The sequence below is a fragment of the Geobacter sp. AOG2 genome, assembly GCF_019972295.1.
Taxonomy (GTDB): domain Bacteria; phylum Desulfobacterota; class Desulfuromonadia; order Geobacterales; family Pseudopelobacteraceae; genus Oryzomonas.
On the sequence record NZ_BLJA01000001.1, the window covers coordinates 1,657,762 to 1,681,224 of the forward strand.

A 23,463-nucleotide genomic window follows, 5' to 3' on the forward strand; every position below is an offset into this window, starting at 1 on the left:
GGAAGTTAAGCCCCTCAGGGCCGATGATACTGCACGGGTAGCTGTGTGGGAAAGTAGGTCGCCGCCGGGAATAATTACACAAACGAGCCCTTCAGAACTATCTGAAGGGCTCGCTCGCGTTTCAGGATCAAAAAATAAAATCTCACCAACCAGCCAATACCTCTTCAGCCCCCAAACAAACCATAAAATAGCGAAAACATCTGTTAGATGCCTGAAACGATCTACGAATGTAAGGCGAAAGGAATGAGCTCTTCGAGTGAGTCAATAATGACTGTAGCATCAGAGATGAGTTCTTTGGGATAGCTGTTAGTGAGGCCGATTACCTGCAAACCTGCGCCCTTGGCAGCTGTAATCCCCGCTGGCGTATCTTCGATGGCGATGGTGTGGCCGGGTGAAGTGTTGACGCGAGCATTGAGCTGGTCAAACGCGAGGCGATAGGATTCCGGGTCCGGTTTACTTTTCGTAACATTATCCGCGGTCACGATAACATCAAAGCAGTGTGCTATGTTGAGTTGCTGCACTATTGGGGTAATGTCGGAACGCAGAGCACCGCTACTGATTGCTAGGGGCACCCCACTATTGTGCAGTTTATTTATCAGCTCTGTGACCCCTGGGTAGGCGGTAATGCCGTCCTGTATGACCGTCTGAAATATTTGCGCCTTACGTTCAACAAGAGAATGAAGCATGTCGGCATCGAGTGTTCTGCCGTGTGCCGTGAATGCTGCGAGAAAGGCGTCACGATCATCAAAACCCATATAGATATCCACATACTGCTGCCACGAAAATCCGAGTCCGAGCGGTGTCAGTATCCGTTGGAACGCCTCGAAGTGCAGCGGTTCCGTATCAACGATAACGCCGTCGAAATCGAAGATGACAGCATCGGCCTGTAGTCCCACTGGAAAAATTACCATTTGCCCACCATTGCCAGTCCCGCGCCATTTTCGAAGGCCTGAGGAACTACCGCCACCTTCTGGCCCGTTGCATGATAGTGGGTGACGACCCGCCCGCACAATTCTCCCAAGACAGCTCCCATAACTACATCACTAGCCCAGTGCTTATTCTGGTACAGTCGCGAGAATCCAACAAACATTGCCGCCGAGTAATAGGCGGTCTTCAGGGTGAAGCTTTCGGAAGTGGCCGCCAAGACGGAGGCCAGGGCAAAAGAACTGGCGGTGTGCATGGATGGGAACGAATCGTAATCGTTTTTGAACCGAAATGGCTTGAATGCCCCTTTGTCTAGGGTTGTGTCGGGGCGCCCACGGCCTGTTGCCTCCTTGAGCAGAAATGTAGAGGCATCGGCTAGTATAAGTGATTCTCCCATCATCTCACCGACTTCCTCCCACTTTTTGGAGTCCGCAATGATGGCGCCACCGTAGACCAGAGCTGCAAAGCCCAGATGGATAAAAGGGTTACCCGCCAGGGACCCGGCATCAGTGGCCTTATCAAGGGACTTGCTTTTGCTGGTCTGCAGTTTGCCGCGGATATCTTTGTCAAACGCGTACGTTAGGCCGACAGCACCACCCATCCCGATTGTTATGAGGAAGTTGCCGTTGTTGATTTGAAAGGGCGTCCGGCCCAGTTCAACGGTCTCATGCCCCAGTCTTGACATGCCGTTGATAATTTCATTGCCGATGGAGAGATCCCCGGTTTCGGACGCGAATCCCAGTGTCGGAATCAACAGGAGGGTTGTTAACATACCAAGGATCAATTTTTTCAAAAGAACCCCGCAAACAATGAAATAGACTATCTGGGTAGTGCCGGCGAAAGATGAGCCGGCACTACCCAGATAGAACAGCTAGTTAGCAAAGAAGGTGCGTTACGATTGTTGACGGTTACGGGGCCTAAATCGTAATGAATTCTTGATGTCGCGGATGATAGCTGCATCTTCAGGTGGCAGTTTGGAAAGGTATTCCTGAATGAATACGATAAATATTGAAGCGAAGAAGGCCGTGATTGCGGCGAGCATGACGATCAACGATCGCTTGGGTTTGCTCTTCTTCAATGGGACGACCGCCTCATCCAGTACCTGAATAGAAGAAGAGTCCTTGGCCTCGCTTATTTTTGCCACCTCATACTGCTTGGTGAGTTGCTCAAAAATCGCCTCCTGCGTTTTCAACTCACGCATTTTACGGACGTACTCAACGCCTAATGCGGGTAGATTGCCAATAGCCGGAATCACATTATTGCCATCGCTGCCGCTCATTGAAGCAAGTTGGTTCTTGAGGAGGGATATACCGGCCCGAAGTGCTTTTATTTCACTGTTCTCATCGGTCATAGAGTTGCTGAGCGAGGCAAGTTGCGCCTCCTTGGTGACAATCTCTGCCTTAAGACGTGCTATTCCTTCAATGGCAGCCGTGGCTTGGGAATCCACCTTGAAGGTTTTATATTTTTCCTGGAAGGTTTTCATGTCGTTCTCGGCATTGCGCAAATCCTGCTTTACCACTTCCAGACGCTTTTCGAGAAACATCCGCTCTGCTCCAGCTTTGGAAAGATTGAGTTCAACGCTACGCCGCCCAAGTTCATCCACGAAGCTATTAGCAAGTTGTGCTGCCTTTTGGGGGTCTTTGCTGTCTGCATCAATACTGATGATACCGTCCTTGCCGGCTTTAAACTTGACGGCCCCCTCAAGCCTTTTCCTGGTTTCATCAATGTTTTTTGCTTCGAACTCCTTCTGGAGATTCAGCTGTTTAATAACGGCGTCGGCCACTGAACGGCTCTTGAGGATGCCGAGGTAGAGGTCGGTAGAACCGCCCAAGCCGCCTAGTCCTCCGGCAAGGGAGGCCAAGCCGCCGGCTTGACTGAGTAACGCGGAAAGGCCGCCGCCGGATTCCTTCTGCGGTGGAAGTATTTTTGCGCTGGCAGTATAGATGTTCTTCAGAGACAGTGAATAACAAACCGCTACAATAACGGCAGCAGTGCATATCTTGATAATAACCGACTTGCGTCTGACGATTATCTGCAGAAGTTCGAGAAGGTTGATTTCCTCTTCTTCGGAAAGCGGGTTCTGGTTTTGAATCTCGTATTTTGTTTCTCTCATTATTTTAGGCCTATCAGGACCGTGCCTGCCGTAAGGGCAATCTGGGATATGATCGTGGTAATATCCTTGATATCCCGAAGCCAGGCAGTGCGCTCCAGTTTTTGCGGCACGACCAGGGTGTCGCCCGGTTCCAGGTAGGATGACATGAAGCTGCCAAGAGTCCACTGCTTGGCATCGTCGCTCCACTTAATGCCGAATGATGCTTGCTGTCGGCTGAAGACCGTCCCATCCGCCTTGATAATGAACATCTCGGATGTTTCCGCATCATTGGTGGATCCACCGGCCTTGTTGAGATAGCTTTCAACGGAACTGTTTTCAGGGACATACACGAAAGCGGTGGGGTTGTACACCTGGCCCAAAACATTAACAACATTGGTACGGGTGGGGATTTCAAGAATATCGCCACCTTCCATCTCCAAGTCATAGCTGCTCTTCTTCAACTCATCAATCTGGGTAAGCCGGATGACGACCCGGCCTTCTGCTTTCAGCGTCTTCATTCGGTCAAGATCCTTTTGTAGTCCCTCCAGAGCGGATTTGGTGGCTTCAAGCTCTTCCTTGGAGGAGGCAATGGATGCCAGGGCGGCCTGCTTCTGGATAATTTCCTTCTCAGTCTTGACAATGATCTCGTCCATTCGTTTCTGTTGCTCTTTTTGAACGGAACGCCGGGTGAACTTTGCTCCTCGCAGGTAAGCCTTGTCGGTGAAACCGCCGGCACGGGCAATTACGGAACTCAGCCTCTCGCCCCGCCCCACCGAGTAGACGCCGGGATATTGTACCTCTCCTTTGAGGCGAACAAATTTATCTGTAGAATCGGTCCACCCGACGATGCCCCGAACGATCAAAACATCATCCGGCTTGAGTAAGAGGTTGTGCGCAGGATCGCCGCTGATAGCCTTGCCAAGATCAATCTGCATGCGCGACGCGGTGGCCTTATCGCCTGCAACTTCCACCCGGCTGAGTTCGGCCATGTCGAGCAGCGCATTCCGTTTTGGGCTGCCGGCGGCGGAAATAAGGTCACGCACTGTCATGCCGGGATGGAAATCATACTTGCCTGGATTAACTACAAAGCCGTTTATGAGCACGCTCGGTTTTTCCTGCATCTCCCAGCGTGAAAAAACCTTTATAGTGTCCTGCTCCTGTAGGGCAACATTTTCGGCCTCGTTGCCTTCAAGCGCTTTACGAAGGTTGAAGTGAAGAATTTCCTTATGATAATCGGGCAGGGCAAGACGGGTAATCTCGGCGGATTCCAAGTACGATTCCGGTAACAGGTCGGCAAAGGTTGGAATTAAATCTTTTACATGCATACCCTTGCGAAACTGGTATTCACCCGGTCTGACGGCGTTTCCCCTGAGACTTACAACTTGGCGAACCGCCTCCTGGACGGGAAATATTTTGACCATATCCCGATCCTGGATTTTTATCCCAGCCGTTGCGCTATCCGTATGACCATCCTTGGGTTCATAATCCAAGACAATTCTGGAACTGTTGCCGGAAAAACGTTCTATCTGTATCCGGCCGGTAAATCCACTGGCGGTTATGCCGCCCGCCATCCGGATCACATCGGCCAGTGATTGTGCTCCTTTTGTTTCATAAATGGCTGGCCGTTTCACCTCGCCCGCAACCGCAACCACGGGGCCGATAACCGGCACGAAAATGGTGTCGCCGTTCTGCAGGCGGACATCCTTGCTTCGGTCGCCGGAAAGAAACATATCGTACAGGTCGATATTCTCAGCCGGTTTACCATTACGGGTGAGCTTGATCGTGCGCAGTGAGCCGTTTTTCGTGGGACCACCTGCAGCCGACAAGGCGTTGACAACCGTTGCAAGGGAACTGATGGGGTAACTGCCGGGCAATTCGACCTCGCCCACCACGAAAACCTGGATAGTCCGTAACTTTCCAAGCGAAATATTCATGTCATAGTTTTTAAAGTATCGCGATACAGCCTTTCCAATAGCCTCCTTGGCTTTCTCATAGGAAAGTCCCCACACCCTGACGACGCCAGCCCGGGGCACAACAATCTCGCCATTGCGATCCACGGTGAGGCTGTACCGGGCATTGATGGAGCCCCAGATTGCCAGGTTGAGGCTATCGCCCGGTCCCAGGACGTAATTGTCCCCGACGGGGAGGTTGTCCATCGCGTCGAGCAACTGGGCGCTGTTCTTGAAAAAATCATAACCGAATTGCCGGAGTTCACGTTTGAATGGCTCCGGCGTGAGTTTATCCTGCAAGGTCTGGTTTTTGTGGGAAAAAGTCATTTCCAGAGAAGAGCCAAGTTCTTCTCTGGGAAGTGGGGTAATTTTGATCTCGGCTGACTTTATGATACGTCTTTGCTCACGGTTTATGGCAATGATCTGAATGAAGTAAACCTGGTGATTTTTTAAGTCCCGTAGGGTATAGGTTGTGTCGTTTCCGACATCAATTGACTTGAGCGGTCTATTTGGAGCGAGTCCGATCTGGATGCGATATTGAATAGTTTCATTTTCCTGAGGTTTGCGATATCCGGCTGGCTGCCAACTGAGGCGGGCCAAACCGTCACCTGCCTCAGCCTTGACTACAAGACCGAGCTTCAGTTTGCTTTTGTCCGTATCGGTTTTGCCGATGTCGGTGGTTATCTTTTCCTCTGTTTGCGTGCCGCCAAGAAGTTCGTTGTCAAAGGCTTGCTCGGGTGTCAGTTCCTGCTCCTGCGTGATGCGCTGGTCGTCCCGAAAGGTGCCATTAGAAAGGGAACGTTGATTGCCGGGATAGGTGCCGCTGTTCTGCTGTTGGGGATAATAGTTGTTCTGTTGATAGGGGGCGGATTGGTCCGTTTTTGTCGAGCCCTGTTCTTGAAATATACCATCAGTCTGGTTCGTAAAGCCATCGTATGAGTCCAGGGACCAGGCATTTGTCCCCAAACTGACCACGACCAAAGCTGCTGTCAGGGGTAGGAAACGAAACAGATATTTAATTTGTGACATTTTACGGAAACCCCATGATAATATTTGTTTGTGTAAATGCAAACTTATACCATTTTACAAATGGCTAAGGCAATTTAAAATCGTGTTGAAGGCTATTTGTCGTGATGGTGATGGTGATGGGATTGGGTGGTAGGAGGCTTTGTCGACGCACGAAAAAACCGTTTTTACTCCCATGCTAAATAGCGAGTAAAAACGGTTTTATATGTGTCTTATGGAGTTGTGACCTTAGTAGTTTTTGGTGCCGAAGGCGAGACTCGAACTCGCATGGGCTATTGCCCGCCACCCCCTCAAGATGGTGTGTCTACCAGTTCCACCACTTCGGCAATTGAATTTAATTTATTAGCATAACTGATGATGCGTAATCAAGCAGAAAAAACTATTTATGCTGTTGAACAGGCGCTGCCGGTACTGTAGGCATGGTGGTCGGGTTGCTCTGCTGGGCAGGTGCCGACGGCTGCGGCATTTGAGTCGGCACCTTTGTGGTAACGGCGGATTTGCCCTTGCCGGACATGATCGACGATGAGGAAGGCTGCCCCGAGATATAGGCCAGTGTCAACGAGGTCAGCATGAAAATAACGGCAGCGCCCGTGGTCATCTTGCTCAGAAACGTGGTGCCACCACCGGCTCCAAAAACGGATTGACTTCCACCGCTACCGAACGATGCCCCCATTTCGGCGCCTTTGCCGGATTGCAGTAGGACGACGGCAATCATAAATATGCTGACCAGAATATGCAATATTGTAAGGGCTATAGTCATCTCGTATCCTTTGGACGTTTAGTGCGAAGAGAATCTATACCATAGGGGTTTCGAATTTGTAAAGTTTTTATTAGTTTTGTGGGGCTTGAGCCTAACCGGCAAAATTAGCGATCGCAGCAAACGACGCGGCCTGCAGACTTGCGCCGCCCACCAGGGCGCCGTCGATATCTGGTTGCGCCATCAATCCCTTGACGTTGTCTGGTTTGACACTGCCGCCATAGAGTATGCGCATGCTCTCGGCGTTCCCCTGGCCAAAACATCGCGCCATGAGGCTACGGATAAAGGCATGAACTTCCTGCGCTTGGGTTTCGCTGGCGGTCTTTCCGGTGCCTATGGCCCAGACCGGCTCATAGGCAATGATCACTTTGGAGAAGGCCTCTGGAACGAGGCCCTCCAACCCGCCCAAGAGTTGGGTTTCGAGAACAGCAAAGGTCTCGTCTGCCTCGCGTTCGGTCAGTGTCTCGCCGACACAGACGATCGCAGTTAGACCGGCCTTAATGGCAGCTTTGGCCTTCTTATTGACGGTAGCGTCGGTCTCGCCAAAGTATTGGCGTCGTTCCGAATGCCCAATGATCACATGGCTGCAACCGGCGTCCTTCAACATTTTAGGGGCCACCTCTCCGGTGAAGGCGCCTTCCTCCTCCCAGTAGCAGTCTTGTGCGGCAAGCAGGATGCCGGACCCCGCGAGCTCATCAGCCACGCGGCTCAAGGCGGTGAATGCAGGGGCCACGATGATCTCGACCCCCTGGGTTGCAGCAACCAGGGGCTTTAGGTCGTTTACCATACTGACAGCTTCGCCGATGGTTTTGAACAGTTTCCAGTTTCCTGCGATGACAGGCGTACGCATGTCTCCCCCTATTTTTTGGCTTTGATGTCAAGGGCTTTCACACCCGGCAAGATCTTGCCCTCCAATAATTCGAGGAAGGCTCCGCCGCCGGTGGAAATGTAACTGACCTTTCCGTCAACTCCGGCCTTGCGAACGGCCGCATCGGTATCTCCGCCACCGATGATGGTAGTGGCATAACAGTTGCCAACCGCTTCGGCCATTGAAAAGGTGCCGCGTGCAAAAGCATCCATCTCAAAGACGCCCATTGGTCCGTTCCAGATGACGGTCTTGGCATCCCGTAATGTTTCAGCAAAGAGGGTCGCCGAGGCGGGACCAATGTCAAGGGCCATCCAACCTTCGGGTATCTCCTGCACTGCGGTGATGAAGTTGGTTGCCGTGGCTTCGAAAGCATTGGCCACGATGCAGTCTACGGGGAGATAGAAAGTAACCCCGCGTTTTTTGGCTTTGTCCATGATCCTTTTGGCAGTGGGGATCAATTCATCTTCCACCAGTGATTTGCCAACAGAGTACCCCATGGCCTTAAGAAATGTGAATGCCATGCCGCCGCCGATCACGATCTTGTCAACCTTGTTGACCAATGTTTGCAGCACTTCCAGTTTGCCGGAGACCTTGGCACCACCCAGTATAGCAACCAGCGGGCGAACAGGATTGCTCATGGCTTTGTCGAAGAAGGTCATTTCATTGCGCATCAGGAATCCGGCCGCAATGGTCGGGATGCATTTGGTGATGGCCTCTACCGAGGCGTGGGCGCGATGGGAGACAGCAAATGCGTCGTTAACGAAAATTTCGCAATCATTGGCAAGCTGTTTGGCGAAGGCAAGGTCGTTTTTCTCCTCGCCCGGATAGAACCGAACGTTTTCCAGCATCACCACATCGCCCGGCTTCATTGTGTCGAGCAGTTTGCTCACCTCGGGGCCAAAGCAGTCCGGGGCCTGTTTCACCTTGGTGCCGAGCAATTCCGACAGGCGTTTGGCGGCCGGAGCCATGGTGTACTTTAATTTTTTTTCGCCTTTGGGGCGGCCAAGATGAGAGGCCAGTACTACCTTCGCCCCCTGTTCCACGGCATACTTGATGGTCGGCACGGCACCGACAATTCGGGTGTCTTCGGTGATATTTCCCTTGTCGTCCTGGGGGACATTGAAATCTACCCGGATAAAGATTCTTTTGTCCTTTAAATCCTTTAGTTGATCAATATAGCGGATCGGCATATGGCCCTCCTAAAAAAATGGTGTAATACCAATTCCAAATCAAGGTGCTATTTTCATTGACTCGTCTTCGGCTACTCAACGTACTACCGGTACGCCTTCCTCTCTTCAATCCTTGCCGCCTTGATTTCACCATTGATTCGAAATTGGTGTGACGATGTGGTGGCAAAAAAAGAGGGGGAATCGGATTCCCCCTCAGATGACATCCACATAAGTAGGTTATTTTTTGGAAGCGATCAGTTTGAAAAGATCCACTACCCGGTTTGAGAAGCCCGCTTCGTTGTCATACCAACTGATGACTTTAACCATGTTGTCGCCAATGACCTTGGTGCAAGATGCGTCGACAGAGGAAGATGCCGGGCGGCCGTTGAAATCAATAGAGACCAGCGGTTCCTCCACATAGTCAAGAATGCCCTTGAGCGTCCCTTTGGCCGCTTTCTTCAGAGCTGCGTTGACTTTTGTGGCATCGGCCTTCTTTTTCAGAGTAGCAACAAGATCGACAACAGATACGTTTGGTGTCGGAACGCGGATAGCCATGCCATCCAGTTTACCCTTGAGTTCGGGAAGAACCAGGGCAACGGCCTTGGCGGCGCCGGTGGTAGTGGGTATCATGGAAAGAGCGGCAGCACGGGCGCGTCGCAGGTCCTTATGAGGCAGGTCAAGGATACGTTGATCATTCGTGTATGAATGTACTGTTGTTACAAGTCCTTTTTCGATGCCGAAGACATCGTTAAGCACCTTTGCCACCGGCGCCAGGCAATTGGTGGTGCAGGAAGCATTGGAAATAATATGGTGTTTCTTCGGGTCGTAGAGGTGGTCGTTGACACCCATGACGATGGTAATGTCCTCGTTTGTAGCGGGCGCGGAGATGACGACCTTTTTGGCCCCCGCTTTTATGTGCAGTTCTGCCTTTTCTTTTGAGGTGAACAGACCGGTTGACTCCAGAACCACATCAATCTTGTCTTTCTTCCAAGGTAATTCTGCCGGGTCCTTGACCGCATAAATCTTTATTGCCTTACCGTTAACAATCAGTTGGTTGTCTTTCGCCTCCACCTTGCCGGGGAAGGTGCCATGCACGGAGTCGTATTTGAACAGATGTGCCAGGGTCACAGCATCGGTCAAATCATTTATAGCCACAAACTCAATGCTCTTGTCCTTGCACGCCGCTCTGAGAACCATCCTCCCGATTCTGCCAAAGCCGTTGATCGCAACCCGTAACGCCATGCTTCCCTCCTTTATCAGATTCTATGGTGATGAATTGTATTTCATTCACTGCATAAACAGCACAGTCTCCTCATAATAAAACATCTTTACAAATCGTCAACCATTAATTTCCGAGTGTCGCGAATCGTGGCAATCAGAATCGGGAATTAGCAATTCAGTTTTTTTTATATCGTGGTATAATAAATTTTTTCTTTCTCAAGAAGTTGACCGAATCACTAAACAGGCCCCCTTAATCAGATGAAGCAATCGCTCGAAAAACGCATAATTCTGTTTTCTTTCGTCATCCTTTCGATGACCACCCTTGCCAACACCGGCATGGATATCGCCGTTTTTCGCAGGGATTACATCCAGGAAATGCAATTACGTTCCGAGGGGCTTGCGGCGGCATTTAAGGCAAATATCGAGAAGGTGCTTGCCTTGGGGATCAATATTCGCGATGTGGCTGGCCTGGCGGATAAATGCCATGAGATCGTCCAGTCCGACCCTGAAATGGCCTATTGCGTCATTAAGGGAAAGGATGGTTCTGTGCTGTTTGTCAGTGACAACTCCTTCGCCCGGCTGGATTTCTCACAGACGGGTCTCGGGGACGGTGATAAAAACACACGGAACAACAAAACGATAGAAGGTCCCAGAGGCAGTTACTATGACACTCTCACCCCTGTCAAAGCCTTTGATGGCGAAACGGCAGCTTTCATTCATATCGGTTTTCCTCAGTCGGTCATCGATCAGAAGGTTCGCGCCGTCGTTGTAAGGTCCATAATTGTCTTTTTTGCATTTTTCATCGCTTCTTTCGCTCTCGTTGTCTATTTTGTCAAACGCAGCATCATAGAACCCATTTCAAGCCTGCTTGATGGCGTTACCCGGATCTCCAAGGGTGATTTTACTACCCCCATGCAGGAACTCCCTGTTTATGAGCTGAATGAACTGAGCATTAAAATAAACGCCATGGCAACCGCACTCGATGCCCGCGACACGGCTTTGAGGGATAATTACAAGGAACTGTCGGCAACGCACTCCCAACTCCACGATTCATACCAGCAGTTGGAAAAACTTAGCCTGGAACTGGAGAAATCCGAAGATCTCTATAAGAAGCTTTTAGAGGAGTCGGGAGATGCAATCATTATTCTTGATCAGAATGAAAGCATTATCATCGCCAACAAAATGGCCGAGGAATTTCTCGGCTATCCGGCCGCCGACTTCATCAGTAAGCACGTTACTACGTTGCTCTTATTGCTCAAGGTCGAGAACATCCAGGGGGTCTTGAGAGGCCTTGCCGACGCCTTCCGTGGAAACCATGTGACCGAAGAAGTCACAATTGTCAATAACCGCCAGGAACAGTTGGTGGGGAGAATTTACGCAAGTTGCGTCACCATGGGAGAGAATAGTCTGTTGCAGGTAATTATACGAGATGTCACGAAGGAACGGGAAATCATCACCAACCTTGAAAAAAGCGCCGCAGGTCTGGCACGCCTGAATAGGATGAAGGATTCGTTCCTAGGACTCGCTTCGCACGAACTGAAAACCCCGTTGACCGTTATCATGGGGTATGCGGAATTGCTTCAATCCGACATGAAAGAACAACTGCCCGGTGCCGCCCATGAGATGGTTCAAAATATCTCCAGCGCCGCCGCACGTCTCGATACGGTTGTAAAGGATATGATTGACGTATCGAAGATTGATCAAAAGCAGCTTGATCTCAAGCTTGAACAGGTTGATGTGAATGCCCTCATCGAGGAGACCGTGCGGGAGTTACGTTTTTTCTTTGCCTTGCGCAGGCAGGAAATCAATGTAACGCTGGACGATTCGCTTCCTATGATACGCGGTGACAAGACGCGGCTTCTCCAGCTATTGTCGAATGTTCTGGGCAATGCCATCAAATTTACGCCGGATGGAGGACATATTTCGGTCCGAACATCCCTCCGGCGGTTGCTGCGGGATCCCCAGGTTTCAGGTTTTGATGGTGTTTTTTCGCTGAATGTCGGCGAAGACCAACAGCCGTTTTTGGAGATTGCCGTCTCGGACACCGGGATCGGCATCGATGCGGACGATCAGACGCGTATTTTTGATAAATTTTACGAAGTGGGCAATATTGAAGAGCATAGTTCCGGCAAGGTCGCTTTCAAATCCCGCGGTGCCGGCCTTGGGCTCTCCATAGCAAAAGGTGTTGTCGAAATGCATGGCGGGTCTATCTGGGCGGAATCGCAAGGCTACGATCAGAGCACGTGCCCGGGCACAACATTCCATATTTTATTGCCCATTAAACCGTTATCACCGGCGGATGGACCCGGCGTTGGGACCATAAACTGATGCACGTTCCCGTACCAGACCATTCTGTTATCGGTTGAAACCGTTATCACGCGATCTCTGAAAGAGGAGGAATTTATGGCAAGAGCGGCAAAGCAGGTTGTCAGTAAGAAGGGTACCGTTGCGGCACCGCCAAAAAAGAAGCTCTCTCCCAAAGCTGCTCCGGCAAAAACGAAGGTCCGGGCAGAAAAGTCGATTAGTGATATGAGCGGTGAGGAGTTGGTGGTTGCAAACTTTGCAACGCTTTCAACGCTGGTCGAAGCTTTGGGTGAGACGATTGAAATGCTTGTTCAGAAGGCCGAAAGTATGGCCTACCACATAATCGCGACGGAAGAAATTCTGGCTGAAATGGTTGCCGCCAACGGGCTCAATCTGGCGCAGGTAAACGCCCGCATCAGAAAAAAGGTAGCGGCAGGGACCGCCAATCTTGTCGACCCGTCCCGCGCCATTGATGTGGCTGCAACCATCGCCTCGCCTCAGCCCCGACGCTAGTGCCTCTGCGGCAACCAGGTTGCCGGGACGGATACCTAAAGCGGTTGTAGGGATGCGTCATTTTTGCACGAAAAAGGGTTTGCAGAATATCTGCAAACCCTTGTGTTTTGTGGCTGGGGTGCGAGGATTCGAACCTCGGAATGTTGGAGTCAGAGTCCAATGCCTTACCGCTTGGCGACACCCCAATAAATTGGACTCTCCTTTTAACAAATTGCAGCCGGTCGCGTCAAGTATTTCTTTCGCCTACTGCTGCCGCCCCAGCCAGGATCGCCTTGACATTGGCCGGGATCAGGTGGTGATTGCGTTCCGGCAAGGCCTTTTTCAGGGCCACCTCCAGTGATTCAAGACCCAACGCCCCACTCTTTGCGGCGTAGGCCCCGCATGCCACCATGTTGACCATGCGCATATCTCCCAGGTCAAGGGCGATCTGGTTCATGGGCACCGCCACGAGTTCCACTCCCGGCAGTTCACTGCTGCTGGCCTCCACCAGAGTCGAGTTGACGATACACACTCCGCCCTGTTTGACCTTGTTGGCGTATTTGTCGAAGGAAAGCTGGTTGAGAATTATGGCGACCGACGGGCTTCCCACCACCGGCGATCCGGTGTCGCTGTCGGAGAAGACCACGGTACACATGGCCGACCCGCCGCGTTTTTCCACACCATAAGCGGGGAAGAACGAGACATTCATGCTTTCATGAATGGCGGCATAAGAGAGCAGGTTGCCGGCCAGCAGCACCCCTTGGCCCCCGTAGCCGGCTATAAATACATCGTGGCGCATGGTAACTCCAAATTTATTTAAAGGTTGGCGGTATTGCGATACACGCCCAGCGGGAAGTAGGGGATCATTTCGCTGCCTATCCGCTCATTGGCGGCCAGGGGATTCATGCCCCAGTTGGTCGGGCATGCGGCCAAGGCCTCAATAAAGGAAAATCCCCTCCCTTCCACCTGGTAGCGGAAGGCGGTCTTGATCATTTTCTTGGCCTGCATGACATTTTTTGGGGAGTTGACCGCCACCCGAGCCGAGAAGGCAACCCCTTCCAACTGGGCCAACAGCTCGGCCATACGGATCGGATAGCCGTCTTTGGCCTGATTGCGACCATAGGGAGAGGTAGAGGTTTTTTGTCCCACCATGGTGGTGGGGGCCATTTGACCGCCGGTCATGCCGTAAGTGGTGTTGTTGACGAATATCACGGTGATATCCTCGCCCCGGTTAGCGGCGTGGATGATCTCCGAGGTACCGATGGCGGCCAGATCACCGTCTCCCTGATAGGTGAAGACGATCCGGTCATTGCGGGCGCGTTTCGCCCCGGTGGCGACGGCGGGAGCCCGGCCGTGGGGCGCCTCGATGACGTCAACGTCGAAATAGCCGTACAGAAAAACCGAACAACCCACCGAAGCGACCCCGATGGTCTTGTTTCTGATGTCGAACTCGTCCATAGCCTCGGCCACCAGACGGTGCACGGAACCGTGGTGACAGCCGGGGCAGAAGTGGGTCTGGACGTCTTTCAGGCTTTCGGGCCTTGTGAATACTTGGTTCATCGAATTCCTCACTAAGGTTGTTGAAAAACAGCCATCTCGCCGCCGTCCTCGAAAGTCCCCTTGTGCGGCGTAGCGCTGCTACGCCTCCGCGTGACTTTCTGCGGGTGCGACGATCTGACTATTTTTGAACAACCTGGTATATTCAACAATCTGTTAGTACCTGAATCAGTGATGCCTCCATGCCTTGGTCCGGAAGGCCTCTGCCTTTGCGTTCGAAAAGGTTGCGACGATCAGTCGGAGTACCAGCCAAGTACGTGAATAGTCACGCCACGGCGGCGTGCGGGCTCCGGCTCTCCAGGCCACAGCGGCATTCCGGCATCACTGATTCGGGTACTGTTTTTTAATCTGCTCGAAGAGCTCCTCCGGCGTCGGCAGCGAGCCGGCGCCCGGCGGGCGGCCGTAGAAGCCTACCTCGGCGTCGCGGGCCACGGAGAGGCGCACATCATCAATCATCTGGCCGGTGCTGAGTTCGATGGTCAGAAAATTCTTGCAGCGCCGGGAAATGGTCTCATAGGCCTGCTTGGGGAAGGGAAAGAGAGAGATCGGTCGCAGCAGTCCGACCTTTATGCCCACCTCTCGCGCCATGGCGACGGCGGTTTTGGCGATGCGGGCGGTCGAGCCGAAAGCGGTCACCACCAATGTGGCGTCCTCGGTCATGACCTCCTCCCAGCGGCATTCCTTTTCTGCTAGTTCCTGGTAGCGGGCGTGCATCTTCCAATGGAATGCCTCCATCTCGCCGTCACCAAGGTAGAGGGATTTGACTACGTTCTGCGCTTCCCCCTGCTCTCGTCCGCGCACCACCCATTCCTTGGCAGGCAAATCGGTCTGCGGACGCGGGTGCGCCGTAATCGACTCCTTCATCTGGCCGATGACCGAGTCGGCCAACACCATGGCCGGTATGCGGTAGATGTCCGACAGGTCGAAGGCCAGCATGGTTAGGTCGTACATCTCCTGTACCGACGCCGGGGCCAGCACGATGATGCGGTAGCCCCCGTGACCGCCGCCTCGCGTGGCCTGGAAATAGTCGGCCTGGGACGCGTCGATGCCGCCCAGTCCCGGACCGGCTCGCATGATGTCCACGATCACGCCGGGCAGCTCCGAACCGGCCATGTAGGAAATGCCTTCCTGCTTGAGGGATATGCCGGGGCCGGATGAGGAGGTCATGGCGCGCACGCCGGTGGCCGATGCCCCTAACAGCATGTTGATGGCACCGATTTCACTCTCGGCCTGGATGAACTCTCCGCCCAGGCTGGGAAGTTCCCGTGAAAGATATTCGGGGATATCGCTTTGCGGCGTGATGGGATAGCCGAAATAATAGCGGCACCCGGCCTCAATGGCAGCCATGGCCACCGCCTCGTTTCCCTTGACGAACAGTTTTTCGGACAACCGCGCCTCCGTATCGAGTGCCTGTGCGGTCAGTTTACCGTACAGGGTTCTTCGTTTCTTTAAATACCATAATGGCCACGTCCGGGCACATCTCGGCGCACAATGCACAACCGCTGCACGCCCCCTGGTCGGAAAAGACCGCAACGGTGAAGCCCTGGCTATTGGGGGTATCGCTCAGCGTGACCAGCTTGTGAGGGCAGGCGATGGTACAGAGGCCGCACCCCTTGCAACGCGCCTCGTCAATGGTGATGTAGGTATACGCCATGATGAGTTTTCCTTTTTGTTGGATCGAATGTATATAACTATCAGATTTGCTTCATATGAGTCAAGCCGCTTCCATACTGATGGCTGATGTCAGGAACGGAGGTTGGGTCTTTCGACGGTTTTCTAATTGACACCTCTAGTTGCATAGTCGTATAGTTATCGTGCTACGTAAATCTGATTCAGTAACACAGAGGGGGATGCCATGCACATGGCAGATGCACTCTTATCGCCGGCGGTCGGGGGAACCATGTGGGCCGTTTCTGCCGGGTCGATTGCGTATTGTTCAGCCAAGGTGCGCAAGGAGCTGGATGATCGCAAGGTGCCGCTTATGGGCGTGCTGGGAGCGTTCCTCTTTGCCGCCCAGATGATCAACTTTACCATTCCGGCCACCGGGTCCAGCGGCCACCTGGGGGGCGGGCTTCTCCTGGCAATCTTGCTCGGACCCTACGCGGCCTTCCTCACCATTTCATCGGTTCTCATGGTCCAGGCGCTATTCTTTGCCGACGGCGGTTTGCTGGCGTTGGGCTGCAATATCTTCAATATGGGATTTATCCCTGCCTTTCTGGTATATCCCCTTGTCTACAAAAAGATCTCCGGTCCGGCTCCGGGCCGGAGACGTCTAATTGCCGCGACTATGATCTCGGCGATTATCGGTCTGCAACTGGGGCCCTTGGGCGTTGTGCTGGAAACGGCCTTTTCAGGTATTTCAGCCCTGCCGTTTTCGACCTTTGCTTTGCTGATGCAGCCGATACATCTGGCCATAGGTGTGGTGGAAGGAGCGGCAACCGTTGCGATCATCTCTTTTGTTCATAAGGCCCGTCCGGAAATCATCCAGGAAGCCCTTGGGGTCCGTCCCGTAACGCAACGTCCCCTGCGCACGGTGCTGGTCTCCTTTGTGGTGGCCGCCCTCCTGACAGGCGGTATCCTCTCCTGGTTTGCCTCGAAAAACCCCGATGGCCTCGAATGGGCTATTGCCAAGGTCACAGGTGCGGAAGAGCTGAAAGGACCGGAAGAGGGGCTGCATGCAGCCATGACCTCTTTCCAGAAAAAAACTGCTTTTCTGCCTGATTATTCGTTCAAAAGCGCGACAGTCAGGACAAAAAGTAATACGGCCGATAACTTGGGCACCAGCGTCTCGGGGTTTGTGGGAGGCCTGATGACGTTGGTTATCGTCTTTTTGAGTGGATTTCTGCTGAAAAGGCGAATCTGGTCGGCCTGAAGCGGGTATCCGCTCAAGATTACCGGGGAGAGCGTACAGCTCTCCCTTTTTTTCGAGAGATGACCAATGTGCAGTATTGACGGTGGCTTGCTGGACTTTAAAAACCTTGATCGCCTGGCTGACGGGGATACGGCTATCCATCGTCTCGACCCTCGCGCAAAGGTACTGGCGACGCTTTTCTTCGTCATCTCCGTCGTTTCATGCGGAAAATATGAGCTGACGATGTTGTTCCCCTTTTTTCTGTTCCCGGTGTTCATGATTACCCTCGGTAACATCCCGTTCCTCTACCTGGTAAAGAAGATTGCGGTCGTCATCCCGTTTGCCGTCATGATCGGCATGCTCAACCCCCTGTTCGACCGGCAGGTGCTCCTGCATGTGGGAACGCTGGGGATCACGGGCGGGTGGATCTCCTTTGCATCCATCGTGGTGCGGGCCGTTCTCACGGTAAGCGCGGCCCTGGCCCTGGTGGCCGTAACCGGTTTTCCCGGCATCTGCGCCGCATTGGAACGCCTGGGCATGCCGCAGCCCTTTGCCGTGCAACTGCTGTTTCTCTATCGCTACATCTTCGTGCTGGCGGAAGAGGGGGGGCAGATGGCGCGGGCGCGGGAACTGCGGACATTCGGCTCCCGAGGCAGGGGTATCGGGACCTATGGCTCCCTGATCGGCCATCTGCTGCTCCGCACCTGGATGCGGGCGGAGCGCATCCACATGGCCATGCTGGCGCGCGGATTTTCCGGCGTGTTCCACACCCGGCGGCAGTTCCGCTTCGGCGCTGGGGAGGCAGTTTTCCTTGTGGGGTGGGGCGCGTTCTTCATTACCGTAAGACTGGTGCCGGTGGCTCATCTACTCGGGGCTCTAGCAGGTTTTTAAAAACTCAACTAAGGTCTAAGGTTGTTCAAAAATAGACAGATCGTCGCACCCGCAGAAGGCCCTGCGGAGGCGTAGCAGCGCTACGCCGCACAAAAGGGCCTTCGAGGATGGCGGCGAGATGGCTGTTTTTCAACAACCTCTTGTAACGGGGATACGGCTATGAGTCATCACATTGTTGAGGTAAAAGGGCTGCAACACGCCTATCCCGATGGGACGCTGGCCCTGCGGGATGTTTCACTGCGCATCACCCATGGCGAGTCGGTAGCGATCATCGGCGCCAACGGTGCGGGCAAATCGACGCTCCTGCTGCATCTTAACGGCTATCTGACGCCGACGGCGGGCGAGATCCGCATCGGAGATTTTCCTCTTACGCGGGAAACCCTGCCGGATATCCGGCGTACGGTGGGTATGGTCTTTCAGAATCCCGACGATCAGTTGTTCATGCCAACGGTTTACGACGATGTCGCCTTTGGCCCGCTCAACCTCGGCCTACCGCCAGCGGAGGTGGAAGATCGCGTAAAGGCGGCCTTGGCGAAGGTCGGAGCGGCGCATTTGCAGAGCAAACCGCCATACCGGCTTTCCGGCGGCGAAAAAAAACGCGTGGCGATCGCCACGGTGCTGTCCATGTCCCCCGACATCCTGGTCATGGATGAACCGACCAACGGGCTTGATCCCTTTGCCCGGCGGCAGTTGATGGGACTGATCAAGGATTTCCACCATACCAGGATATTTACCAGCCATGATCTGGATATGGTGCTTGAACTCTGCGAGCGTACCATCGTGCTTCACGAGGGAGAGGTCAAGGCGGACGGCCCGACTCGCGACATTTTCGGCGATGCGGACCTGCTCGCCGAGTGCCGACTCGAAAAACCGCTTTCCATGCAGGGCTGCCCGGTCTGCGGTAGTGCCCGAATGACAACGTAATTGCCATTCGGGCAACACATAATTACACAATTTTCAGGGAGGATGAGTATGAATGTTTCAGAGGCGATTTTATCGAGAAAAAGCATCAGAGCATACTTGGACGCGCCGGTTCCCGTCGATTTTGTGGAAAAGATAATTGAGGCGGCCCGATGTGCGCCGAATGCCGGTCCCTTTCAGATTTCAGTTGTCCGCAATGCGGGATTGCGACAGAAAATCAATGACCATACGCTCGATGCAATGGTTCACTCAGGCAATGAATTCCTTCAGCAGAGAGCCGCTTTGCCCGGATACCAGCCGCTTTACGGTGCTCCGGTGCTTTTCCTGCTCTCCGGGCCGGCCGATGCCCCCTACAGTGCCGTCAATACCGCGCTTGCCGCTGAGAACATGCTCCTCGAAGCGACCAGCTTGGGTTTAGGCTCGTGCTACCTCGTTTCCCCGACACTGGCGTTTAATGGCCCGAATAGCCTTGACCTGGTGCAAGAGGCAGGCATACCGGACGGCTATAAACTCCAGTGTGCGGCCGTTGTCGGGTATGCTGCGGATGAGAACAAATTTGCTCTTGGCGAGCGTAAGCGGAAGGGTTCAGTACATTACGCCGGCTGAAGGCGCCTCCGGTTAAGGAGGGCTCACAATACCAAGGTGGCGGCAAGGAGAGCTGCGGCCTTATCCCACCTCGCTGTATTCCCGTACCCGTAGTTCCACACCCAACGATTCGGCCAGCCGGCGGCAGGCTTCAATATCGACCCCCGGTACGGTTACGGCGCTGGCCACGACCTGGGGAATATACTCCCGTGCCGTGCGGATGAAGTCGCAGACACCCTCGAAGCCGGCTGCGCCGAAGGGGGTGTTGCAGAGCCGGCCGTAGGTGTCGCTGTCCGGGGCGTTCAGGCTGACCGAGATGCTGTCAACCAGCCCGGCCAGTTCGGGCAGGATGTTGCGCTGGTGGACCAGGTTGGCCTGGCCGTCGGTGTTGATGCGGATGCGGTAGCCGCGTCCCTTGAGCTCGGTCGCCACCTGTTTGACCAGATCCAGCCGGATCAACGACTCGCCGTAGCCGCAGAAGACCACCTCATCGATCCCCTCCGGTTTGCCGACAGCCGCCATTACCTCCTCGAAGGAGGGCTCTCCGTCCAGAAGCAGGTTGTGCCCCTTGACGGTGAAGTCGTCGAACTTCGCGCAGAAGCTGCACCGGTTCGAACAGCGGTTGGTGATGTTCAGGTAGAGTGAGTTGCGGATCATGTAGGCGATCTTGGTGGACTGGTCCCACAGGCGGATACCGAACAGGTCGCGGCAGTTCTTGGTAGTGATCCGGGCCACATCCTCCAGGGACAACCCCTTGGTCTCGGCCACCTTCTCCGCCGCCAGGCGCACGTAGGCCGGCTCGTTGCGTTTCCCGCGGTGGGGAACCGGCGTCAGGTAGGGACAGTCGGTCTCCACCAGCAGGCGGTCGATGCCGACGCTACGCACCACGTCGCGCAACGCCTCATTGGAAGGGTAGGTGACCGTACCGGGGATGGAGATGTACAGCCCCATGTCAACGGCTTGGGCGGCCATGGCGGCATCGCCGGAGAAACAGTGCAGCACCCCCCGGTGCACCCGCTCTTCCCGCAGGATTGCCAGCATGAGATCATGGGCGTCGCGGTCGTGGATGACGACCGGCATTTCCAGTTCGTTTGCCAGGCGCAGAAAACGGCGGAACACTTTTTCCTGCTCGTCTCTGGGGCAGTGGTCGCGGTAGAAGTCCAGGCCGATTTCCCCGATGGCGACCACCTTTGCGCTGGACCGGGCCAGATCACGAATTACATCATAGCACTGCTCCGTCACCCGGCCGGCGTCGTGGGGATGGACCCCGACCGCCGCATACATGTGGGGATATTTCTCCGCCAGTTCGACCGATTCGCGGCTTGACTCGATATCCGTGCCCACCACCAGCATGGCGCCCACCCCGGCATCCTCGGCGCGTTTCAGCATCGCGTCGAAGTCGCCGGCGTAGTCGCGGTAGTAGATGTGGGAGTGGGAGTCGATGAGGATGCTGTTGTTAGTCATCTATTGGTTCCTTTTACAGGTTGTTGAAAAACAGCCATCTCGCCACCGTCCTCGAAAGCCCCGTTGTGCGGCGTAGCGCTGCTACGCCTCCGCAGGGCTTTCTGCGGGTGCGACGATCTGACTATTTTTGAACAACCTGAGTAGTGCAAAAACCTGTTTGCGTAGACATTATCTCTCTCTGGCAGGATAATCAGAATGTTTTTGTAATCTCCCGGATCACTGATGTTGCGTAGCTTCCCTTTGGCAGGCTGAACTCAAGTTCCAATCTGTCCGCTTCGATCCGAAATGAGGGCGTTTCCAGCGGCACCCGCAACGGCCGCCGCTCGCCTTCCATCCTCAAACCGCCTCCCAGGTCGAAATCAGCCGGACGTATATGTTCATTGTCGAGAATGTGCTGTTCGATTTCAAGAGGTTTTCCCGCCGGCTGCTTCATCTTGCAGCCGAAGATCGGGCCGGTGGCGGATATCTCAAAGGTACTGGCCCGTTCTGTCTCACTCTCGACATCCTCCACCAGAAAGCAGGCGCCGTTCACGTGCTTCCACGCAAGGTCCCCCGGCAGCAGGGCGTCGATCTGTTCGATGCGCTGTTCCACAACCTGGTCGAAGAACCAGGATTGCAGGGCCGAGAGGTAGAGTTTTTTCAGGCGGGGGTGGATGGCGGCAAAGGCTCGTTCGAGTCCGTCTGGCCGAGCCACCAGCCGCTGTAGCACCTCCCGCTCGCTGCGGCAATGACGGGGAAACAGCTCCAGGGCCTGGGGCAGATCGCCCCGTTGATAGGCTTCGATCCCGGCTCGCCACTGATCGTCGCGCACCGCCGTGGGTTCGCCAATCAGCCGGTCTATCGCTCCCTGCCAGTCGCGCCTCAGCATGGCCGCGCCGATCAGGTGGGAGTTTCCTTGGGCACCGTAACGCTGATAACCGAAATAATTGGGCACGCCCCGTTGTTCGAGAATTTCCAATGCCGCGGGCACGATCTCCACGGCATTCGCTGCGATGCCCCGGATGACGATGCGGAAACGGTTCCCCTTGAGGTGCCCCAGTTTGAGTTTGTTGGTGTGACGGGCTGCGGAAACGATCTTTAGCCCGTCCAGTTCCAGCCCTAGAACGGTTTCCGGCTTGATGTGTTCGATGGATATGGTCTGGCGGGTAACCCCGGCGGCATCCTTCATGCCTGCGTAACCGATGGCGCGCTCCGCAATGTTTACGTGCCGGGCGATACGGCGGATGGCCTCCAGGGTCGTGATGCCACGTTTTTCCACGGTCAGGTAAGCATGATCGCCGGAGCCGCAAGGTTGGTAGGACGGAATCTCCTCCACCCGGAAGTCGTCGCACGACTCCTTGATCGCCCCGCCGGTGCCGGGGAGGGCGGCGGTTAGGTAGGGGCGCGCGAATGTGGTGTTTTCCGGCGTCATATTCAATGCCTCATTCTCATCATGCCTGAGATCGCCCCGCTGGCAAAAGCGATCAGCCAGCACGTATAGATAGTCAGGCTAACTCGATGGAAGACGCGGTTGACGGCCTCGGTCTTATTGGCGAGCGACGCCACCAGCGCCAGCATAAAATGGAATGCCATGCCGGCCAGCGAGGCTATGCCGGTAATATTGTGCCACTCGGGCGCTTTGCCGTAAGCGACGGCAAACAGGTTCATCTGGTGGGTTCCCAGGTAGTCGCACAAAAGACCTATACCGAAGATGACGAGATGTTTGCGGTGCAACCCCTGCCTGCGCCCGCTAAAGACCGCCCATGTGTAGAAGACCAGGGCCAGGTTCATCCAGATTACAGCTCGCATCAGCATCAGTCTATCCTCCCGCTTTGGCGTAAAGCCTCATAAAGTACAATCCCTGCCGAGGTTGACAGGTTCAGGCTGCGCACTGCCCCGGCCGGCATGGGGATCGTAATGCAGGTATCCGGATTGGAGTTGAGCAGCGCCTCGGGCAATCCCTTTGTTTCTTTTCCAAAGACCAGAAAATCTCCCGGCCGGAAGGCGGCTTTCAGGTAGCTGCGGGCAACCTTGGTGCTGAGATAGAAAAAACGGCTTTGGGAAGTGCTCGCCTGGAGTGCCTCCAGAGTGTCCCAGCGACGTACAGTCACATGCTTCCAGTAATCAAGCCCGGCCCGTTTCAGGTGCTTGTCGTCGATGGAAAAACCAAGCGGCCCTACCAAGTGCAGGATGCTGCCGGTGGCGGCGCACAGACGAGCGATATTTCCGGTGTTGGGAGGAATCTCCGGTTCGACCAGTACGATATTGAATGGTATGTTCGATGTGTTCGAGGGCACGAATTGTTCCTTAGAGTTATTTAAAAGCTGTAACCATAGACCACTTATATTTCAAAATCAACCGCGCCAACTTCGTATACCCTACCGGCTCTTGCAATTTTTATCCGTCAAGGCTA

22 protein-coding genes and 2 tRNA genes are annotated in these 23,463 nt (G+C 54.2%); 6 read left to right on the forward strand and 18 right to left on the reverse strand.

Going from position 1 to position 23,463, the window contains the following annotated elements; translation table 11 throughout:
- Nucleotides 1–221: 221 nt before the first annotated feature.
- The 9 genes from LDN12_RS07480 to gap all read right to left on the reverse strand — a co-directional run bounded on the left by LDN12_RS07480 (nucleotide 222) and on the right by gap (nucleotide 10,027).
- Nucleotides 222–911: an HAD family phosphatase gene (locus LDN12_RS07480; protein WP_223922045.1), complete on the reverse strand. Its 690-nt coding sequence runs from the start codon at nucleotides 909–911 to the stop codon at nucleotides 222–224.
- Entirely contained in the window at nucleotides 905–1,717 is an 813-nt protein-coding gene (locus tag LDN12_RS07485) for a phosphatase PAP2 family protein (protein ID WP_223922046.1), read from the reverse strand. The genes LDN12_RS07480 and LDN12_RS07485 overlap by 7 nt, the downstream gene beginning before the upstream one ends.
- A gap of 99 nt (nucleotides 1,718–1,816) precedes the next feature.
- A complete protein-coding gene (locus LDN12_RS07490; protein WP_223922047.1) occupies nucleotides 1,817–3,037 on the reverse strand; it encodes a Wzz/FepE/Etk N-terminal domain-containing protein in 1,221 nt (406 codons plus the stop codon).
- Nucleotides 3,037–5,994 carry an SLBB domain-containing protein gene (locus tag LDN12_RS07495; RefSeq protein WP_223922048.1) on the reverse strand — a complete coding sequence of 986 codons (2,958 nt, stop codon included), beginning with the start codon at nucleotides 5,992–5,994 and terminating at the stop codon, nucleotides 3,037–3,039. The genes LDN12_RS07490 and LDN12_RS07495 overlap by 1 nt, the downstream gene beginning before the upstream one ends.
- A 236-nt stretch (nucleotides 5,995–6,230) precedes the next feature.
- Nucleotides 6,231–6,317: transfer RNA gene (locus LDN12_RS07500), tRNA-Leu, on the reverse strand.
- Between the two features lie 53 nt (nucleotides 6,318–6,370).
- Nucleotides 6,371–6,751, reverse strand: a complete 381-nt coding sequence (gene secG, locus LDN12_RS07505; RefSeq protein WP_223922049.1) for a preprotein translocase subunit SecG — start codon at nucleotides 6,749–6,751, stop codon at nucleotides 6,371–6,373.
- Between the two features lie 91 nt (nucleotides 6,752–6,842).
- Nucleotides 6,843–7,598 carry a triose-phosphate isomerase gene (gene tpiA, locus LDN12_RS07510; RefSeq protein WP_223922050.1) on the reverse strand — a complete coding sequence of 252 codons (756 nt, stop codon included), beginning with the start codon at nucleotides 7,596–7,598 and terminating at the stop codon, nucleotides 6,843–6,845.
- 8 nt (nucleotides 7,599–7,606) lie between these two features.
- A complete protein-coding gene (pgk, locus tag LDN12_RS07515) occupies nucleotides 7,607–8,806 on the reverse strand; it encodes a phosphoglycerate kinase (protein ID WP_223922051.1) in 1,200 nt (399 codons plus the stop codon).
- 216 nt (nucleotides 8,807–9,022) lie between these two features.
- Nucleotides 9,023–10,027 (reverse strand): type I glyceraldehyde-3-phosphate dehydrogenase, encoded by a 1,005-nt coding sequence (gene gap, locus LDN12_RS07520; protein WP_223922052.1) that lies wholly within the window; start codon nucleotides 10,025–10,027, stop codon nucleotides 9,023–9,025.
- Between the two features lie 237 nt (nucleotides 10,028–10,264).
- Here gap and LDN12_RS07525 point away from each other — a divergent pair, with 237 nt between their 5' ends.
- Nucleotides 10,265–12,334, forward strand: coding sequence for an ATP-binding protein (locus LDN12_RS07525; protein WP_223922053.1), 2,070 nt, complete (start codon nucleotides 10,265–10,267; stop codon nucleotides 12,332–12,334).
- Between the two features lie 75 nt (nucleotides 12,335–12,409).
- Nucleotides 12,410–12,823 (forward strand): hypothetical protein, encoded by a 414-nt coding sequence (locus LDN12_RS07530; protein ID WP_223922054.1) that lies wholly within the window; start codon nucleotides 12,410–12,412, stop codon nucleotides 12,821–12,823.
- 110 nt (nucleotides 12,824–12,933) lie between these two features.
- Here LDN12_RS07530 and LDN12_RS07535 read toward each other — a convergent pair.
- The 5 genes from LDN12_RS07535 to LDN12_RS07555 all read right to left on the reverse strand — a co-directional run bounded on the left by LDN12_RS07535 (nucleotide 12,934) and on the right by LDN12_RS07555 (nucleotide 16,013).
- A tRNA-Gln gene (locus tag LDN12_RS07535) sits at nucleotides 12,934–13,008 on the reverse strand.
- A gap of 41 nt (nucleotides 13,009–13,049) precedes the next feature.
- Nucleotides 13,050–13,601 (reverse strand): 2-oxoacid:acceptor oxidoreductase family protein, encoded by a 552-nt coding sequence (locus LDN12_RS07540; RefSeq protein ID WP_223922055.1) that lies wholly within the window; start codon nucleotides 13,599–13,601, stop codon nucleotides 13,050–13,052.
- Nucleotides 13,602–13,618: 17 nt separating this feature from the next.
- Nucleotides 13,619–14,362, reverse strand: coding sequence for a thiamine pyrophosphate-dependent enzyme (locus LDN12_RS07545; protein WP_223922056.1), 744 nt, complete (start codon nucleotides 14,360–14,362; stop codon nucleotides 13,619–13,621).
- Nucleotides 14,363–14,680: 318 nt separating this feature from the next.
- On the reverse strand, nucleotides 14,681–15,748 hold the full coding sequence (locus LDN12_RS07550; RefSeq protein ID WP_223922057.1) for a 3-methyl-2-oxobutanoate dehydrogenase subunit VorB: 1,068 nt from the start codon (nucleotides 15,746–15,748) through the stop codon (nucleotides 14,681–14,683).
- 34 nt (nucleotides 15,749–15,782) lie between these two features.
- Complete coding sequence (locus tag LDN12_RS07555) at nucleotides 15,783–16,013, reverse strand: ferredoxin family protein (protein ID WP_223922058.1); 231 nt, start codon at nucleotides 16,011–16,013, stop codon at nucleotides 15,783–15,785.
- Between the two features lie 201 nt (nucleotides 16,014–16,214).
- On the opposite strand from LDN12_RS07555, the gene LDN12_RS07560 reads away from it, so the two are divergent.
- The 4 genes from LDN12_RS07560 to LDN12_RS07575 all read left to right on the forward strand — a co-directional run bounded on the left by LDN12_RS07560 (nucleotide 16,215) and on the right by LDN12_RS07575 (nucleotide 19,628).
- Complete coding sequence (locus tag LDN12_RS07560) at nucleotides 16,215–17,231, forward strand: energy-coupling factor ABC transporter permease (RefSeq protein WP_223922059.1); 1,017 nt, start codon at nucleotides 16,215–16,217, stop codon at nucleotides 17,229–17,231.
- Between the two features lie 66 nt (nucleotides 17,232–17,297).
- On the forward strand, nucleotides 17,298–18,101 hold the full coding sequence (gene cbiQ, locus LDN12_RS07565; protein ID WP_223922060.1) for a cobalt ECF transporter T component CbiQ: 804 nt from the start codon (nucleotides 17,298–17,300) through the stop codon (nucleotides 18,099–18,101).
- Nucleotides 18,102–18,260: 159 nt separating this feature from the next.
- On the forward strand, nucleotides 18,261–19,025 hold the full coding sequence (locus LDN12_RS07570; RefSeq protein WP_223922061.1) for an energy-coupling factor ABC transporter ATP-binding protein: 765 nt from the start codon (nucleotides 18,261–18,263) through the stop codon (nucleotides 19,023–19,025).
- Nucleotides 19,026–19,073: 48 nt separating this feature from the next.
- Nucleotides 19,074–19,628 carry a nitroreductase family protein gene (locus tag LDN12_RS07575; RefSeq protein WP_223922062.1) on the forward strand — a complete coding sequence of 185 codons (555 nt, stop codon included), beginning with the start codon at nucleotides 19,074–19,076 and terminating at the stop codon, nucleotides 19,626–19,628.
- Between the two features lie 60 nt (nucleotides 19,629–19,688).
- On the opposite strand, the gene LDN12_RS07580 is transcribed toward LDN12_RS07575, so the two are convergent.
- The 4 genes from LDN12_RS07580 to LDN12_RS07595 form a co-directional block, all read right to left on the reverse strand.
- Nucleotides 19,689–21,071, reverse strand: coding sequence for a TatD family hydrolase (locus LDN12_RS07580; RefSeq protein ID WP_223922063.1), 1,383 nt, complete (start codon nucleotides 21,069–21,071; stop codon nucleotides 19,689–19,691).
- A gap of 190 nt (nucleotides 21,072–21,261) precedes the next feature.
- Entirely contained in the window at nucleotides 21,262–22,482 is a 1,221-nt protein-coding gene (gene truD / locus LDN12_RS07585; RefSeq protein ID WP_223922064.1) for a tRNA pseudouridine(13) synthase TruD, read from the reverse strand.
- A 2-nt stretch (nucleotides 22,483–22,484) separates the two neighbouring features.
- A complete protein-coding gene (locus LDN12_RS07590; protein ID WP_223922065.1) occupies nucleotides 22,485–22,865 on the reverse strand; it encodes an HsmA family protein in 381 nt (126 codons plus the stop codon).
- Nucleotides 22,865–23,347, reverse strand: coding sequence for a tRNA (cytidine(34)-2'-O)-methyltransferase (locus LDN12_RS07595; protein WP_223922066.1), 483 nt, complete (start codon nucleotides 23,345–23,347; stop codon nucleotides 22,865–22,867). Before LDN12_RS07595 ends, LDN12_RS07590 begins: the two co-directional genes overlap by 1 nt.
- Nucleotides 23,348–23,463 lie beyond the last annotated feature (116 nt).

Coding starts and splice junctions, on each gene's coding strand:
- LDN12_RS07480 (WP_223922045.1), bottom strand. CDS start 911: ATGGTAATTTTTCCAGTGGGACTACAGGCCGATGCTGTCATCTTCGAT.
- LDN12_RS07490 (WP_223922047.1), bottom strand. CDS start 3,037: ATGAGAGAAACAAAATACGAGATTCAAAACCAGAACCCGCTTTCCGAA.
- LDN12_RS07495 (WP_223922048.1), bottom strand. CDS start 5,994: ATGTCACAAATTAAATATCTGTTTCGTTTCCTACCCCTGACAGCAGCT.
- secG (WP_223922049.1), bottom strand. CDS start 6,751: ATGACTATAGCCCTTACAATATTGCATATTCTGGTCAGCATATTTATG.
- tpiA (WP_223922050.1), bottom strand. CDS start 7,598: ATGCGTACGCCTGTCATCGCAGGAAACTGGAAACTGTTCAAAACCATC.
- pgk (WP_223922051.1), bottom strand. CDS start 8,806: ATGCCGATCCGCTATATTGATCAACTAAAGGATTTAAAGGACAAAAGA.
- gap (WP_223922052.1), bottom strand. CDS start 10,027: ATGGCGTTACGGGTTGCGATCAACGGCTTTGGCAGAATCGGGAGGATG.
- LDN12_RS07525 (WP_223922053.1), top strand. CDS start 10,265: ATGAAGCAATCGCTCGAAAAACGCATAATTCTGTTTTCTTTCGTCATC.
- LDN12_RS07530 (WP_223922054.1), top strand. CDS start 12,410: ATGGCAAGAGCGGCAAAGCAGGTTGTCAGTAAGAAGGGTACCGTTGCG.
- LDN12_RS07540 (WP_223922055.1), bottom strand. CDS start 13,601: ATGCGCCACGATGTATTTATAGCCGGCTACGGGGGCCAAGGGGTGCTG.
- LDN12_RS07545 (WP_223922056.1), bottom strand. CDS start 14,362: ATGAACCAAGTATTCACAAGGCCCGAAAGCCTGAAAGACGTCCAGACC.
- LDN12_RS07555 (WP_223922058.1), bottom strand. CDS start 16,013: ATGGCGTATACCTACATCACCATTGACGAGGCGCGTTGCAAGGGGTGC.
- LDN12_RS07560 (WP_223922059.1), top strand. CDS start 16,215: ATGCACATGGCAGATGCACTCTTATCGCCGGCGGTCGGGGGAACCATG.
- cbiQ (WP_223922060.1), top strand. CDS start 17,298: ATGTGCAGTATTGACGGTGGCTTGCTGGACTTTAAAAACCTTGATCGC.
- LDN12_RS07570 (WP_223922061.1), top strand. CDS start 18,261: ATGAGTCATCACATTGTTGAGGTAAAAGGGCTGCAACACGCCTATCCC.
- LDN12_RS07575 (WP_223922062.1), top strand. CDS start 19,074: ATGAATGTTTCAGAGGCGATTTTATCGAGAAAAAGCATCAGAGCATAC.
- LDN12_RS07580 (WP_223922063.1), bottom strand. CDS start 21,071: ATGACTAACAACAGCATCCTCATCGACTCCCACTCCCACATCTACTAC.
- truD (WP_223922064.1), bottom strand. CDS start 22,482: ATGACGCCGGAAAACACCACATTCGCGCGCCCCTACCTAACCGCCGCC.
- LDN12_RS07590 (WP_223922065.1), bottom strand. CDS start 22,865: ATGCTGATGCGAGCTGTAATCTGGATGAACCTGGCCCTGGTCTTCTAC.